Consider the following 15,609-nt stretch of genomic DNA (forward strand, 5'->3'; position numbering starts at 1 on the left):
CAACTATGTCAATATGGAAGGGAACGTCTCCAAGTATCTCGCGCCTCTGCCATCATTATTGGAAACGATCTTGTCGTGCTTGCGTTTGTCGCCTGCGATCTACACTTCGTTGGCTGATAATTCGGTTTTGACAACTTAAACTCGAAACGAGAGTTGAGAACAACGGATGGGTGGAATTTAACGGATCGATCCGTTAAATTCCGCGAATCCGTTGTTATTTCCCCTCCGCCCACTGTTCGCAAGTCTCGCGGTAAGGCTCTTCGGGCGGGAAGAATCGCCGCCATTCGGACGGGGTGAAGTTGCGCCCCACAATGCGGCAGGCGCGTTCCATCCAGGCTTGCGGCGAGAGCGGCCAAAGAATGATCGCCCTGTCGTCACTGCTGGAAGTCAGGGTCGCCCCATTGGGGCTAAAGGCTACGCTCCACACCGAACCCGAGTGGCCGGCCAGTGGCTCGCCCAGCGATTTAGGTGCGCTTGGGTCGGACACATCCCACAGGCGGACGGTCGTGTCGTCACTGCCGGAAGCCAGGGTCTTCCCATTCGGGCTGAAGGCCACGCTCCACACCGAATCCGCATGGCTGGTCAGCGGCTCGCCCAGCTGTTTGGGCGCGCCTGGGTCGGACACATCCCACAGACGGACGGTCGTGTCGTTACTGCCGGAAGCCAAGGTCTTCCCATCCGGGCTGAAGGCCATGCTCAACACAAAACCCCTGTGGCCAGTCAACGGCTCGCCCAGCGGTTTGAGCGCGCTTGGGTCGGATACATCCCACAGGCGGATTTCGCCAAAACTGCTGGAAGCCAGGGCCTTCCCATCCGGGCTGAAGGCCACGCTCCACACCGAATCCCTGTAGCCGGTTAGCGGCTCGCCCAGCGGTTTAGGCGCGCCAGGGTCGGACACATCCCACAGGCGGACGGTCCTGTCGTCACTGCCAGAGGCCAGGATCACCCCATCCGGGTTGAAGGCCACGCTATACACCGCACTCGTGTGGCCGGTCAGCGGCTCGCCCAACGCCTTGGGTGCAGTCGAAACGTCCCACAGGCGGATTTCGCCAAAACTGCCGGAAGCCAGGGTTGCCCCATCGGGGCTGAAGGCCACGCTCGACACCCGATTCGTGTGGCCAGTCAGCGGCTCGCCCAGCGGTTTAGGTGTGCTTCGGTCGGGCACACTGGTGTTGAGCGCAGTCGAAACATTCCAAAGACGGACGGTTCTGTCGGCACTGCCGGAAGCCAAAGTCTTCCCATCCGGGCTGAAGGCCACGCTCAACACCGAACCCGTGTGGCCGGTCAGCGGCTCGCCCAGCTGTTTAGGCGCGCCAAGGTCGGATACATCCCACAGGCGGACGGTCGCGTCATCACTCCCGGAAGCCAAAGTCTTCCCATCCGGGCTGAAGGCCACGCTCAACACCGAACCCGTGTGGCCGGTCAGCAGCTCGCCCAGCTGTTTAGGCGCGCCAGGGTCGGACACATCCCACAGGCGGACGGTCGTGTCGTCACTGCCGGAAGCCAGGGTCTTCCCATTCGGGCTGAAGGCCACGCTCCACACCGTATCCGCGTGGCCGGTCAGCGGCTCGCCCAGCGATTTGGGCGCGCTTAGGTCGGATACATCCCACAGGCGGACGGTCCTGTCGCCACCCCCGGAAGCCAGAGTCGCCCCATCCGGGCTGAAGGCCACGCTATAAACCGCACTCGTGTTGCCAGTCAGTAGCTCGCCCAGCGACTTGGGCGCGCTTGGGTCGGATACATCCCACAGGCGGATGGTCCCATCGTCACTGCCGGAAGCCAGAGTCTTCCCATCCAGGCTGAAGGCCACGCTCCACACCGAACCCGTGTGGCCAGTCAGCGGCTCGCCCAGCGCCTTGGGCGCGCTTGGGTCAGAGGCATCCCACAGGCGGACGGTCCTGTCGTCACTGCCGGAGGCCAGGATCGCCCCATCCGGGCTGAAGGCCACGCTATACACATAACTCGTGTGGCCGGGGAGAAGGGCGCGTAAACGCGGCTGGCTCTGTAAGGCGCGCAGGAGGCTGTCGCGCGAGTCAAACGTATCGTCGAAGTTTCCACTTTGATAGCGATAGGCTTCCATCCCTAATAGCAAAGCCAGATCCAACCGATTTTTGATCTGGGCCACGGATTGGGCAGCCAGCTCCCGGGCGCGGGCCAGGCGGGTTTGCTGTTGGGCTTCTTGGCGTTGCTCGTCGGCGACGGCTTCAGCGGCAACGGCAATTTGTTGTTGCTCAACGGCAACGGCTTGAGCGGTAACAGCGATTTGCTTTTGCTCAACCGCTTGCGCCTCGGCAGTCCGGGCGATGTTGGCGCTCCGGGTGGATTGCACGCTAAATATTCCTGCCGCTGCCACCGCCACGAGAGCGGCAATCAACGCAACAGCCAAATACAGCGAGCGGCGGCGTAGTTGGGTTGCGGCCCGGGTTTGTTCCTCGGCCCGCCGTCGTTCCACCTCGGCCACCTTGCGCGCGGTTTCGGCTTCGCGGGCTTGCTCTTCAGCGCGGCGCTTTTCTGCCTCTGCCGCCGCATCCGCCGCGCGCCCGGCGCTCACAAACTCGGCCTCCAATTCGTTCAAATCCTCGTACCGGGCCGCCTCGTCGAGCAGAAGGCCGCGCCACAACGCCGAAGGGTCTTTATCCAACCTCTGCCATTCTTCGGCGGCAACAGTCAGGCGTTGCCGTTGGCGCAAGGTAGTGCGTTCCTCTTCCAGCCAATCCACCAGGCGCGGCCAATTGCGCACCAGCGCCTCGTGGGCTACTTCCACCTGATCGTTGGCCCCGGTCTCGCCCTCGGTCAGGCGCAAGAGCCGCGCCCGGAAAAACTTGCTCAGCACCCGGTCAATGCGGTCACTAGCTTCGGCTTTGGTATAGAGATCGAGCCGCAACGCGCGGTTGCTGGTCACTTCCAACCCTTCGCCGGGGCGCACTAACTTGAGCAGGATGCGTTTGGCCGTCACCTGCTCTTCGGGAATAAGGGCGCTGTAAAACGCGTCGGCGGTCTTGGCCAGCGCCTGCCGCCCGCCGCCCAACTGCTTGTAGGTCTCCCACGTCACCCGGTTGCGGTCGCGGCCTTCCCACAATTTCAACAACGTAAACTGCAACAGCGGCAGAGCCGCCGGTTCACCCACAATGTCGTTGAGCAGGGCGTCCACCACCCCGGCCTCGAACCTCAGGCCAATGCGGGCCGCGGGCGCTTCAATCGCCTCGCGCAGTTCGCCCGCCGACAGCGGCGTCACCCGCCGCACTGCGCCCTCGAACCGCTCCTGAAGTTCCGGCAAGCGACCCACCAGCGACTCGAAGTCCGTCCGCATCGTCAGGATAACCCGATGTCCGGCCTCGGAGTCGATCAACGCCATCAGTCCATCCACAAACGCCTGACGCTCTTCGTCGTCGTGGCACAACGTGAACGCCTCTTCAAATTGATCCACGACGAGGACATGGGGCAAGACTTCGGCGTCCTCCAAGACCCTAAAGGTCTTAGAGACCTTTAGGGTCTTTAGCGGGTGCGAGCCAGGCACGATAGGCGGCAGATACGTCCAGCCGTCACTGCCGGGGAGGCCGCCTCTTTTCAACGCCGGAATCAGCCCCGCCCGGACCACCGACGATTTGCCACTGCCCGACGGCCCCAGCACGGCGAGCAGCCGCCCCTCGGAGACTGCGCCGGTCTCTGAGACCGGCGCGGTCTGGGGGCGCAACGTGTTCACTAGTTCGGCCACCAGCCGCTCCCGCCCGAAGAACATCTCGCTCCTGGTTTCGGTGAAGGCGTCGAGGCCCAAATAAGGGCAGAGTTCGTCGGGCAATTCCGGCGCGAGTTGGGGATCGAACTCGGCTAAGGTGGCGTCGGGCGGTTCGTGCCCGAGGCGATACAACGACGTTGTCCAGTAGTTGAGCAAACTCTGGGCCGCTCGCCGATCAGCCTCGGCATCCAACAATGCGCCCGTTGCCTGGCCGCGCTGGAGAAACGACTCGACAGCCGCAATCGACTCGGTTGCGTCGCCGCCCAGGAGTTCGCGCTGACGCTGAAGCAGGTCGTTATGGGCCGTGCGCAGGGAGGCGAAAGAGGGAAAGCGAGTGGTATCGTCAAGTGTCGTCATTCAGTCATCCTCAACACCGAGGCCAGCGGCTCGCCGACCTTGCGCAGTTCACCGCACAGCCGCTTCAAGTCCACGTCAATGCGATAGAAAAGCTGGCCGGCGCGGGTGCGGTAACTGAGAAAGCTTTTGCGGATGCGGTCGGGGTTGGCCGAGGCAATAGTTTCTTCTAGCGTAGCCGCCTCTTTCAGGAAGGCGATGGCCGGTTTGTCCGTCCGCCGACTGCACAGCGGCGCCGACATCGTTTTCAAATCCGGCCACGACATCTCCAACTCCTGAGTGTCGGCCTCCATCATGTCCTCGATCCGCTTGAGTAAAGCTTCCACCGCCTGCCAGCCGTCATGATCATCTATCAGCGCTGTCAACGTCCCGCTGATGTTGACGAGGGCATCCACGCCTCTGTGGAACTGGCTCACCTTATCGGAGTCGAGATCAGGTTGGGCACTCAAGTTGTCGCGCACTTGAGCCAGGGCCTGCACCAGCGCTGGCAGGCGCAGAGCGCGGGCGGTGGTGTTCAAGCGGGTGTTGATCTGCGAGGGCTGGATGTCCAGCGTTTGTTTGATGCGCCGCAAGACGTTGTCCAGCAGTTTCTTGTCGGTCGTGTTCAGGGCGCGGTCGAGGTCGGCGGGCAGGACGGCCAGGCGTTGAATCCATACCGTGTCTTGTCTGGCGACGAAGCCGCGCCCGTTCACTTCCTGTAGTTGGTCGGCGATGTCTTCGAGTTTGAGGTGATATTTAATCAGGCTGTCGTCTTCGTCGTCGGGGAAAGTGGCGGCGGCCCCCAGCAGGACATCGTAACACTCGAACTCCAACTGGTGCAGGAGATCGTGCAAATCTTTGTAATCGCCCAGCACGTCAATTTGATGGCTGGCTTCCTGAAATTCGGTGCGGAAGGCGACGATGGCGTCGCGCACGGCAGAGGAGCGCCCGGCCAACTCGCCCAGCGCCTGCAAACCGGCCCCGGCCTGGGCAGTGGCCGCGCCGCCGATGATGACGGTAGCCCCAGGCTCGGCGTGAATGTTGACCACATTCTTATCGCGCCCGGTCACATCGCCCTGCCCAACCGTGATCGAACTGCCCTCGCCCGTCGTGAGGCCGCCCTGAGTAACGTTGGAAGATGAAGTGTCAGCAGGCGGATCAGTGTCTGGCATAGCTGAAATTGTAAATCAATAAACTCAGAACGCAACCTGCGCCCCATTTGTCGTTTTACGCTTTACGCATTACGATCCCTTCGCCATGTATCCCTATCGCCGCCCCTCGCCCCTGCCGCGCATTCTCGCGCTGGGCGCAGTCGGCATCGTCGTCGGGCTGGGCGTCATCATCCTGTTCTTCGGCCTGCCCCGCGTCACAGTGTTTTCTCCTGAAGGTGACGGCGCTTCGTCGCTCGCGCCCATCGTCATCACCTTTAACCAGCCCATGCAACACGAGTCAGTTGAGAGTCGATTCCGGGTTGAGCCAGGCATGCCGGGCGTGTTCAGTTGGTCGGCGAACACCTTGCGCTTCACGCCGGGCGGCGAGTGGCCGGCTGGAACGATCAAAGTCACGCTGGCTTCGGGCGCGGTCTCCGGGCGCGGCCTGCCGCTGTGGGTCGAGTCGAGTTGGGAGTTCAGCGTTGGCGCGCCCGGCCTGGCGTTTCTGTTGCAGACGAACGAGGTGGCGAATATCTGGGTAATGTCGTTTGATGGAACTGAGCCGGCTCAAATTACAAAAGAGACATTCGGGGTGGAAGATTTCGCCGTCAGCCCCGATGGGACACAGATTGTGTACGTCGCCCGTCGCGCCGACGGCGGCGGCGATTTGCGCAACATCAGCCGCGACGGCTCAACCGTGAGCGACCTGCTGGCCTGCCCGGACGATCTTTGCACCGCGCCCGTCTTCTCGTTCGACGGTCTGCGTCTGGCCTTTGAGCGCCACTCGCTGGCCGAAGCGGGGACTTCGCAAGTCCAGGTTTTGGATCTGGAGACGGCTCAACTCATGAGTCCGGGCGACGATGAGTCCCATCTCACCCAAAGCCCGCGCTTCGCTCGTGATGGCCGGTTGAGTTACTTCAACCGGACTCTGCAAGCCATTGCTGTTTACGATTTCAACGCCAGGTTCACCACTTTCATCCCGGCCTCCTCGGGGGAAGTCGGCTCGTGGTCGCCCGACGGCCAGTTCATCGTTTACCCGGAGATCATCTTTCCCCCCGAACCGACGCTCGCCCCGGAGTCCACTCACGATCCGGACGAAGAACACACCGATCTCTTTTATAGTCATCTCCTGAAGGTGACGGTGGCGACCAATCACACCCAAAACTTGTCGGGTGAGGGCGTGGTTGAAGATGCTTCGCCGGTCTATTCGCCGTCCGGCGGGTGGCTGGCCTTTGGCCGCAAGCTGTTGGCGCAAGACCAGTGGACGCCGGGCAAGCAGTTGTGGCTGATGCGGGCTGACGGCTCGGAGGCGCATGTTTTGAGCAACGAGCCGCTTCGCAATTACAGCGCCTTCGTCTGGAGTCCCGACGAGAAGCAGTTGGTGTACATGCGTTTCGATGTCACCGATCCTTCCAGCCTGCCGGAGTTGTGGGTCGTGAACGCCGACGGCTCGAACCCGCGCTTGTTAGTGGCCGGCGGGTATTTGCCGGAGTGGTTGCCGTAGGCCTCGCCCCCACCCCGGCGCTTCGCGCCGGGGTGGGGGCGAGGTTGTGCTAGAATATCCGCCGAGATGAACGACCTCATCAACCGCCCCGCACCCGACTTTGCTCTGCCCATCGCCGGCAGCGGGCGCGTGGTGCTGGCCGACTTGCGCGGGAACGTGGTCGTTCTGCACTTCTGGTCGGCAGAGTGCCCGTGGAGCCGCCGGGCCGACATCATGATCGTCTACCGGCAGGCGGCGTGGGAGCGCAAGGGCGTGCGGGTGGTGGGCGTTGCCTGTAGCAGTAACGAGCCGGAAAGCGAGATCCGCTACGAGGCCGGAATCCGGCACATCAAATATCCCATCGCCCTCGACGCCGACCAGTATGTGGCCAATCTTTATAAAGTTCAAATCACGCCGCACTTCTTCGTTCTGGACTCGCGCGGGGTGATTCGATACACCGGCGGCCTCGACGATGTGACCGACAAACAAAGAATGCCGCGCAAGCTTCACCTCGACCGCGCCGTGAGCGCCCTGCTCGGCAACCGCGCCCCCGACCCGGCTTTCACCCCGCCCTTTGGCACGCCCATCGTTCGCCCCGCTTCTTCCACCGACCTCTCGACACAGCCCAGTTGAGTCAAAAGTATATATGTCCGCCATGTCGCGTTTTGGCCGAACCATCCTCCTTTTCGCCTTTGCTCTCGCCGCCGTGTTCCTGTGGCTGGCTCTGGGCCAGCTTGCCAATGCCAATCTGCTCAGCGGCGTCCTTGATCAGCTTGCCACTTTCACCACCGTCTTCCTCGGCATCTTCATCGAAGCCGCGCCGTTCTTGTTGCTGGGCACGCTGGCCTCCGGCATCGTCGAAGTGTACGTGAGCAAAGACGATCTGGCCCGCCTCATTCCACGCGATCCGATTCGCGGGGCGCTGGTGGGGGCGACGATGGGCGTGTTCTTTCCGGTGTGTGAGTGCGGCGTGGTGCCGCTCACCCGCAAGCTGTTCAGCAAAGGCCTGCCGCTCTCGGTCGGCGTCGCCTTCCTGCTGGCCGCGCCGGTGTTCAACCCCATCGTCATTGCCAGCACTATTGCCGCCTTTGGCGTCGGCAAAATTTTGTTTCTGCGCCTCGGCCTCACCCTGGTCATCTCGACGATCACCGGCCTGATCTTCTCCACCCAAAAACAGCCTGAGCAGTTGTTATTGCCCTCCGGCCTCCACTCCCCTCCCCTGTTCGATGCTGTTTCGAACGGCGCGCAGGCGGGGGTCGGGGGTGGGGGTAGCCGCCCCTCCCTCCGCGACGGCATCCCGCAAATCCTCACTGTGGCCGTAGACGAGTTCTTTGAGATGGGGCGTTATCTGATCATCGGCGCGCTGCTGGCCGCCCTCACCCAGGTCATCGTGCCGCGCTCGGCTCTGCTGGCCGTGAGCGCCGGGCCGGTGATCTCGGTGCTGGCCCTCATCGTCCTGGCCGTCATCCTTTCCATCTGCTCCACCGTTGACGCCTTCATCGCCCTGGCCTTCGCCGGAACGTTCACCACCGGTTCCATCACGGCCTTTCTTGTTTTCGGCCCGATGGTTGACATCAAGAGCACGATTATGTTCCTCGGCGTCTTCAAACGTCGGGCCGTCGTCTATCTGATCCTGTTGCCGCTGGTCATGATTATTCTCGCTTCCGTCTTTATCAACTTGAACACGACCTGGTGAAAACACGAAGGCACGACGCGTAGCGCGCAAAGACACCAAGAAAACTTTGTGTCTTCACGCCCTGGTGTCTTCGTGTTGCCAAGATATGTCCCTAAGAATGTATCGCTCTCTTCAAGCCCTCATCCTGGCCGCGCTCGGTATGTTCTTCCTGTACAAAATCTGGTCGGGCACGCTGTACTGGTACATCAACCAGCGCTTCACCGCCCTGACGCTCATCGCCGCTCTGGGCTTTCTGGCCCTGGCTCAGGCTGTCCTCGCGCGCCGCAAGCAAGCCACGGCTGAAACGCATCACGAACACGACGGCCATGATCATCACGATCACGAACATCCGAGACTCCCTGTCTGGAGTCTGTGGGTGGTGGCCCTGCCGGTTCTCCTCGGCGTTCTGCTCCCGGCCAAGCCGCTCGGTTCCGCCGCCATTGCCAACCGGGGCGTGAACACAACCGCCCCCCTCACCGCCGGGGCGGCTCAACCGGCAAGACTCGACATCTCTCCGACCGACCGCACCATCCTCGACTGGATTCGCGCCTTCAACTATGCCTCTGATCCCAAAACGTTTGAAGACCAACCTGCCGACGTGATCGGATTCGTTTATCACGACAGCCGGTTGCAAGGCGGACAGTTTTTGGCCGGGCGCTTCACCGTCAACTGCTGTGTGGCCGACGCGATGGCGCTGGGCGTGATCGTGCAGTGGCCCGACTCGGCCGGGCTGGCCGACAACAGTTGGGTGCGCGTGCGCGGCTCGGTTCAGGCCGCCAAGATTGACGGGCGCTCGATTCCGCTCATCGTGGCCGAGTCCGTCGAGTCGGTCCCGCCGCCCGACCAGCCTTACCTCTATCCATGATCGCACGAAATGAACACGAAGACACAAGGGCACAAAGGCTCGAAGAAATTTTGTGCCCTTGTGCCTTTGTATTGAATCCGGCTTATGAAGTTCAGCAAGTTTGATGTCGTCGTCTGGGGCGCGGTGATCGTCGCCGGCCTGATCATCATCGGCGTGCTGGTCATCGGCGATCAGGTGGGCGCGCGCGCCGCCCGCACTTACCCGAACGACGGCGGCAGTGTGGGTGGCCGAGAGCGCATTGGCCTTGAGTTTGCTCAGGCGATGCAAACCGAGTCGGTCGAACAACGATTCAGCATTGAGCCACCCGTTCCGGGCCACTTCGTCTGGGAAGGGCAGGCGTTGTGGTTCGTGCCGGATGATCTTTTCCAGCGCGGCGTTCGTTACACGGCCCGGCTGGCCGCCGGGGCGTTGGCGCAATCGGGCCAGGCTATGAAGCGTGACCTGTCGTGGGGCTTCAGTGTGCGCCCGGCGTGGGTGGTCTACACCTCACCTTCCACCGGAGCGCGCCAGTTGTGGCGAATCAGCAGTGAGGGCGGCGAAGCGGCCCAACTGACAAACGGCAGCGGAACCGTGTACGAGTTCACCGTCTCGCCCGACGGATCGCAAATCGCCTACGCCGCCAGTAATTCACAAAATGGCATTGACTTGTGGGCAATGGCCAGCGATGGATCGAACGGACGATTGCTGGTGAATTGCGGCCCCGACCTGTGTTTCGAACCGGCCTGGTCGCCAGACGGCCAACGAATTGCCTACAGCTTCATCGGCAGTGGCCTCGTGCCCGGCTCGCGCAACACGGCCCGCATTTGGACGCTCGACCTGAACACCAACCAGACTGCGCCGCTTTACGAAGACACGCAAATGCTGGGCAACCGCGCCAGTTGGTCGCCTGAGGGCAAGCGGCTAGCGTTTTATGACTCCGGGGCGGGCGGCATTCGCGCCCTGAACCTTGAAACGAAGCAGGAAGTTGTGGTGAAGACCGCCATCGGCGAAATGGGCGCGTGGTCGCCCGATGGCAACGCCATGTTGTTCAATGATTTGCAGTTGGGCGAAACCCCATTCATCGGACTCTATCGCGCCGATCTGAACACGGGCGATCTCACGCTTCTGCTCGGCCCGGAATCACAATGGGAGGCCTATGCCGCCCCCGCCCTCTCGCCCGACGGCCAGTGGGTGGTGCTGGGCCTGCGAACCAAAGACGGCGCCGGCAAGCAATTGTGGCTGATGCATCCCGACGGCTCGGAAGCGCGAGCCATCACCGACGACAAGAATTACACCAACGACAGTTATCGCTGGGATTCCTGGGGACAGGCCATCGTCTTTCAACGCATCAAGCTGGACACGCCCGAGGCCGCGCCGGAGATCATGGTCTGGCCGGTGAACGGCGGCACGCCGCGCCTGCTGGCGAAGGACGCGGTTTCGCCGGCCTGGATGCCTTGACAGCCTTCGCCGGCGCATGATATTCTCTCTGCCGTATTGAAAACGGTTTTCAATTAGCCTTTGAGACACCAAGTGTCTTCGCGAAGCGACACTTGGTGTCTCAAAGGCTGACCATCACTCGTGCTTACCGAAACCTCCCTCGTCGAAGCCTTCGCCGCTCGCGGCTACAAGCTCACCCAGCCGCGCCGGGCAGTGCTCAAAGTCATCGCCGAAGCCGGGGCCAGCCTCAGCCCGGCGGAGATTCACGCCCGCGCCAAAAAGATGCACGCCCGCACAGGGCTGGTGACGGTCTATCGCACCCTCGAAGCATTGGTTGAGTGTGGCTCGATTCGCAAAGTGCATCAAACCGACGGCTGTCACTCGTACGCCCCGGCCAGCGAGGGCCACGCCCACCACGTCATCTGCGAGAAGTGCCACGCCGTGACCGAGTTCGACAACTGCGACCTGGCCGACCTGCTCAAGGCCGTGCAACGACGCACTGGATTCAAAGTTGAAAGTCACTGGCTGGAATTGTTCGGCCTGTGTCCGAATTGCAAGTAGCCTCTCTTTTTTTTGCCGGGTATTGAAAATCGTTTTCAGTTTCAGGAAAGCCATGATTCGCAAAACAATTCTGGGTCTCCCGACTTTAACGGGAAATGGGACGCGGATTCACGCAGATGAACGCGGATTTTTCTTTTTTATCCGCGAAAATCAGCGTTCATCCGCGTCCAAAATGTCTTTTCACGCCAGACCCGGTAGAGCCACAATTCTCGTCTTCAGCTTGTTGTCGTTCCTGTTCGCCGCCTGCGGCAACCCCCTCGGCGAACCGGCCAGCGGCAAGCTCAACGTCATTGCCACTTACAGCATTTTGGGCGACCTGGCGCAGAACGTGGGCGGCGACAAAGTTGACGCGCGGACTCTGGTGGGGCCGGACGGCGACGCTCACACCTTTGCCCCCAGCCCGGCAGACGGCGCCGCTTTGATCGGGGCAACCGTCGTGTTTGAAAACGGCCTTGAGTTTGAACCCTGGCTGGACGATCTTTACGCTTCATCCGATTCAAAAGCGACTCGGGTTGTAGTGACCGATGGCATTGAGCCGCGCATGACGCCGGAAGAGCCGGGGCACAGCCTCGGCGAATCCGATCCGCACGTCTGGCACAGCGTTGCCAATGTCATTCACATGACGCGGAACATTCGTGACGCCCTGGCCGGGGCCGACCCGGCCAACGCCGCAACCTACGCCGCCAACGCCGAAGCTTACATTGCCAAATTGCAGGAACTGGATACGTGGATATTTGAGCAGGTGAAAACTCTGCCGGAGGCCAGACGCAAGCTTGTCACCTCGCACGACACCTTCGGCTACTTTGCCGAACGATACGGCTTCGAGATCGTCGGCGCGGCGCTGGAGTCGGCCAGCACCGAGACCGCCGACCCGTCGGCTTCAGACCTCGCGGCGCTGGTGGACGAGATCAAGGCCGTTGGCGTGCCGGCCATCTTTGCCGAGAACGTTCATAACCCGAAGCTCATGGCCCAGGTCGCCGCCGAGGCCGGCGTGACTCTGGCCCCGCAACTTTACACCGACGCCCTGGGCCGCCCCGGCAGTGACGGCTCAACCTACCTCGATATGATGCGCTACAACGTCATCACCATCGTGACCGAGCTTGGCAAATAGACCACAGACGACAGACGAAGGACGAAGAGTCTGCCATCGTCTGTCGCCCATCGTCCTTCAATATGGAAACTCTCGCCCTCCACCTCACCGACATCTCGGCCAGCTACAACGGCAAGCGCGCCCTCGACGATATTCACTTCACAATTGCTCAAGGTGAGCGGGCCGCCGTCGTCGGGCCGAACGGCGCAGGCAAGTCCACCCTGTTCAAAGTCATCGTCGGCCTCATGCCGCACCTGACCGGCGACGTGCTGGTGCACGGCCACTCGCACCACGCCGGCGATTGCCCCTCCATCGGCTACGTGCCGCAACGCGAGGCGGTGGACTGGAACTTCCCGGTGACGGTGATGGACGTGGTGCTGATGGGCCGGGTGAAAGAGATCGGCTGGTTGCGGCGAGCGGGCCGCGCCGACCGCGAGGCCGCCCACGAGGCGCTGGCGCAGGTGGGCATGGCCGAGCTGGCATCGCGCCACATTGGCGATCTGTCCGGCGGCCAGCAACAGCGCGCCTTCATCGCCCGCGCCCTGGCCCAGCGCGCCGACGTGCTTCTACTCGACGAACCCTTCGGCGGCGTGGACGTGGAAGCCCAGAACGCCATCTTCAACATTCTCGACCATCTGCGCGAGCAGGGCGTCACCGTCCTGCTCTCGACTCACGATCTGGAAATGGCGACGACTCGCTTTGATCGCCTGATTCTTCTCAATCATCGCCTCGTCGCCGACGGCCCGGCTGAATCCGTTCTCACACCCGAACGCCTGGCCGCCGCCTACGGTGGCCGCCTCACCTTCTGGCAAAACGGCCAGCCGGTGACGGTGACGGCGGACGATTGTTGCCCGTAGCCAAACCAGCATGACCCAACTGCCTGCCATCTGGCCCGCCACCGACCTGATCATTTTCGATTGTGACAGCACCCTGACCGCCGTCGAGGGCATTGACGAGTTGGCTCGCCTGACCGACAGCGTGGAAGACGTGGCCGCGTTGACGAAACGGGCGATGGACGGCGAAATCCCGTTGGAGTCGGTCTACAGCCACCGTCTCGATATTTCCAACCCCACCCGCGCCCAGGTCAATCACATCCGGCGCATCTACCGCCAGCACGTCATCCCCGGCGCGGCCAAACTGATCGAGGCCCTGCAAGAACTTAACTGCAAAGTGTTCATCGTCAGCGGCGGGCTGATCGAGCCGGTGCGCGACTTTGGCGTGTGGCTCGGTGTCCCGCGCGAGAACATCTACGCGGTAGACATGGAATACGATCAACTGGCCGGGCAATGGTGGCGCTACTGGGAACAGCCGGGCGGCCACAACCCGCAGGCCAACTATCTTAATGTGCGCGAGAGTCCATTGACCGGAACCGGCGGCAAGAACTTGATGATTCGAGCCATTCGCGCCAATCATGCCGGGCGGGCCATGCTCGTCGGCGACGGACTTTCCGATCTGGAGGCCCGTTCTGAAGTCGAGTTGTTTGTCGGTTTCGGCGGAGCGGCCTATCGCGAGCGGGTCGCCCGCGAGTCGCCGCTCTACATCCAGCGCGGCGGTCTGGCCGCGCTTCTGCCGCTGGCGCTGGGGCGGCTGGCTTCCCGGCGCGGCCAAGTCTGGGCGAGCTTGTACACCGAAGGCCTGGCCCAGATCGAGCAGGGCGACGTTCTCTTCAACGACCTCGAAATGCAAAAACATTTTGCCGACGCGGTTCTGCATGTTCAAAATCGTCATTTCTGATCACCTCAGCGACTCCGGTTGGGCCGTCTTGCGCTCAGCAGAGGATGTGACTCTGGCCGGGCCGTTCGCCGAACGAGAGGCAGTGCTCGAAGCGGCGCGAGACGCTCACGCCCTCATCGTCCGTTCCATCACCCGAGTGGATCGAGAACTGCTGACGAACGCGCCGAACTTACAAGTTGTAGCCCGGGCCGGCGCCTCGTGGGAAAACATCAATCTCGACGAATGCACCCGGCGCGGCATCATGGTCATCAACGTGCCAGACGCCAACGTGATTGCCCTGGCCGAGCATGCCCTGGGCATGATGCTGGCCCTGGCCCGCCACATTCCCAAAGGTTACGCCAGCCTGCGCGCCGGCGAATGGCGGCGCTACGAATTGATGGGCGTGCAACTGCATGGCAAGACGCTGGGCATCATCGGCTACGGGCGGCACGGGCGGGAGGTGGCCGCCCGCGCTCAAAGCTTCGGGATGATAGTCTTGTCCTACGACCCTTATATTGACGAGGGCCACGCCCGGACGCAACGGGTGAGTATCGTCGGCATTGACGAACTGCTGGCCCGGTCAGATTTCATCTCACTTCACGCCACGCTCACCCCCGAGACGGCGGACATTCTAAATCATGACGCGTTTTCAAAAATGAAAGAGGGGGTGCGGATCGTCAATTGCACCCACGCCGGTTTGATTGACGAGACGGCTTTGCTCGAGGCGCTAGACGGCGGCAAAGTGGCCGGGGCGGCTCTGGATTTTCTCAAGGTTGAGCCGCCGTCGCCGGGTCACCCGTTGGTGATGCACCCGAACGTCATCGTCCTGCCCCACCTCAACCAGAACACCCTCGACTCGCAAACGGCCACCTCGCGCCAGGCCGCCGAAGACGCGCTGGCCGCCCTGCGCGGCGACGACTACCGCAACGTCGTCAACCTGCCGTTCCGGCCCGGCGCTGACTACGTGACGGCCAAACCTTATTTGCTATTGGCCGAGAAGCTGGGCAAGGTGCAGGGCCAGTTGGCCGGCGGCGCGATCAACCGCGTGGAGATCGAGATACTGGGCGACGGCTTGCAGGGGCTGGTGCGGCCCGTGGCCGCCGCCCTGCTCAAGGGCATGCTCCGCCCGGTGGACGAGCGCACAGTGAATTACGTGAGCGCGCCGGTGATCGCCTACGAGCAAAACATCCAGACTACTCAGACCCGCTCGCTGGAACTGGTGGATTATCCGAACCTGCTTTCGTGCCGGGCGCACTGGCCGGGTGGCTCGCGCACCCTGGCCGGGGTGATCTTCGCCGGCGGCGAGCCGCGGCTGGTGCAGTACGAAACCTTCCGCATTGACGCCAACCCCGAAGGCTACGTGCTGGTGCTGGAAAACGAAGACGTGCCCGGCGTGATCGGCCAGGTGGGCGCATTGATGGGCGCGCACGGAGTCAACATTGGCGAGTGGCGCTACGGGCGCGACCGGCCCGGAGGCCGGGCCGTCTCTTTTATCAACCTGGATTCGCCCATTCCAGCCCCGGCCCTGGAGACCCTGCGCCAACTGCCCAACATCATCGGCGCAAAACTGGTGAAACTCTGATTTT

General features: G+C 62.3%; 12 protein-coding genes. 10 read left to right on the plus strand and 2 right to left on the minus strand.

From position 1 onward, the window contains the following. Positions 1–214 precede the first annotated feature (214 nt). On the minus strand, positions 215–4,093 hold the full coding sequence (locus HYZ49_10720; GenBank protein ID MBI3242753.1) for a WD40 repeat domain-containing protein: 3,879 nt from the start codon (positions 4,091–4,093) through the stop codon (positions 215–217). Next, the gene (locus HYZ49_10725) at positions 4,090–5,241 is read right to left on the minus strand and encodes a hypothetical protein (protein ID MBI3242754.1); all 1,152 of its coding nucleotides are present in this window, start codon (positions 5,239–5,241) and stop codon (positions 4,090–4,092) included. Before HYZ49_10725 ends, HYZ49_10720 begins: the two co-directional genes overlap by 4 nt. A gap of 85 nt (positions 5,242–5,326) precedes the next feature. Between HYZ49_10725 and HYZ49_10730 the strand changes: the two genes are divergently transcribed. From HYZ49_10730 to HYZ49_10775, 10 genes are all read left to right on the plus strand, one after another. Then, positions 5,327–6,724, plus strand: a complete 1,398-nt coding sequence (locus HYZ49_10730; GenBank protein ID MBI3242755.1) for a PD40 domain-containing protein — start codon at positions 5,327–5,329, stop codon at positions 6,722–6,724. Between the two features lie 66 nt (positions 6,725–6,790). Beyond that, the gene (locus HYZ49_10735; protein ID MBI3242756.1) at positions 6,791–7,336 is read left to right on the plus strand and encodes a redoxin domain-containing protein; all 546 of its coding nucleotides are present in this window, start codon (positions 6,791–6,793) and stop codon (positions 7,334–7,336) included. A 13-nt stretch (positions 7,337–7,349) separates the two neighbouring features. Further along, positions 7,350–8,399: a permease gene (locus HYZ49_10740; protein MBI3242757.1), complete on the plus strand. Its 1,050-nt coding sequence runs from the start codon at positions 7,350–7,352 to the stop codon at positions 8,397–8,399. 97 nt (positions 8,400–8,496) lie between these two features. Further along, positions 8,497–9,243, plus strand: a complete 747-nt coding sequence (locus HYZ49_10745; GenBank protein ID MBI3242758.1) for a TIGR03943 family protein — start codon at positions 8,497–8,499, stop codon at positions 9,241–9,243. Positions 9,244–9,327: 84 nt separating this feature from the next. Next, positions 9,328–10,680, plus strand: coding sequence for a PD40 domain-containing protein (locus HYZ49_10750; GenBank protein MBI3242759.1), 1,353 nt, complete (start codon positions 9,328–9,330; stop codon positions 10,678–10,680). A 120-nt stretch (positions 10,681–10,800) separates the two neighbouring features. Continuing rightward, entirely contained in the window at positions 10,801–11,220 is a 420-nt protein-coding gene (locus HYZ49_10755) for a transcriptional repressor (protein ID MBI3242760.1), read from the plus strand. A gap of 172 nt (positions 11,221–11,392) precedes the next feature. Continuing rightward, entirely contained in the window at positions 11,393–12,331 is a 939-nt protein-coding gene (locus HYZ49_10760; protein ID MBI3242761.1) for a zinc ABC transporter substrate-binding protein, read from the plus strand. Between the two features lie 62 nt (positions 12,332–12,393). Then, positions 12,394–13,167, plus strand: a complete 774-nt coding sequence (locus HYZ49_10765; GenBank protein MBI3242762.1) for a metal ABC transporter ATP-binding protein — start codon at positions 12,394–12,396, stop codon at positions 13,165–13,167. A gap of 10 nt (positions 13,168–13,177) precedes the next feature. Further along, positions 13,178–14,044: an HAD-IB family phosphatase gene (locus HYZ49_10770; GenBank protein MBI3242763.1), complete on the plus strand. Its 867-nt coding sequence runs from the start codon at positions 13,178–13,180 to the stop codon at positions 14,042–14,044. Then, positions 14,022–15,605: a phosphoglycerate dehydrogenase gene (locus tag HYZ49_10775; GenBank protein MBI3242764.1), complete on the plus strand. Its 1,584-nt coding sequence runs from the start codon at positions 14,022–14,024 to the stop codon at positions 15,603–15,605. Before HYZ49_10770 ends, HYZ49_10775 begins: the two co-directional genes overlap by 23 nt. Positions 15,606–15,609 lie beyond the last annotated feature (4 nt).

The sequence above is a fragment of the Chloroflexota bacterium genome (genome assembly GCA_016197225.1).
Lineage (GTDB): Bacteria > Chloroflexota > Anaerolineae > Anaerolineales > VGOW01 > VGOW01.

Excerpts from the sequence above, each read along its gene's own strand:
- HYZ49_10720 (MBI3242753.1), bottom strand. The coding sequence starts at position 4,093 with ATGACGACACTTGACGATACCACTCGCTTTCCCTCTTTCGCCTCCCTG.
- HYZ49_10725 (MBI3242754.1), bottom strand. The coding sequence starts at position 5,241 with ATGCCAGACACTGATCCGCCTGCTGACACTTCATCTTCCAACGTTACT.
- HYZ49_10730 (MBI3242755.1), top strand. The coding sequence starts at position 5,327 with ATGTATCCCTATCGCCGCCCCTCGCCCCTGCCGCGCATTCTCGCGCTG.
- HYZ49_10735 (MBI3242756.1), top strand. The coding sequence starts at position 6,791 with ATGAACGACCTCATCAACCGCCCCGCACCCGACTTTGCTCTGCCCATC.
- HYZ49_10740 (MBI3242757.1), top strand. The coding sequence starts at position 7,350 with ATGTCCGCCATGTCGCGTTTTGGCCGAACCATCCTCCTTTTCGCCTTT.
- HYZ49_10745 (MBI3242758.1), top strand. The coding sequence starts at position 8,497 with ATGTATCGCTCTCTTCAAGCCCTCATCCTGGCCGCGCTCGGTATGTTC.
- HYZ49_10750 (MBI3242759.1), top strand. The coding sequence starts at position 9,328 with ATGAAGTTCAGCAAGTTTGATGTCGTCGTCTGGGGCGCGGTGATCGTC.
- HYZ49_10760 (MBI3242761.1), top strand. The coding sequence starts at position 11,393 with ATGTCTTTTCACGCCAGACCCGGTAGAGCCACAATTCTCGTCTTCAGC.
- HYZ49_10765 (MBI3242762.1), top strand. The coding sequence starts at position 12,394 with ATGGAAACTCTCGCCCTCCACCTCACCGACATCTCGGCCAGCTACAAC.
- HYZ49_10770 (MBI3242763.1), top strand. The coding sequence starts at position 13,178 with ATGACCCAACTGCCTGCCATCTGGCCCGCCACCGACCTGATCATTTTC.
- HYZ49_10775 (MBI3242764.1), top strand. The coding sequence starts at position 14,022 with ATGTTCAAAATCGTCATTTCTGATCACCTCAGCGACTCCGGTTGGGCC.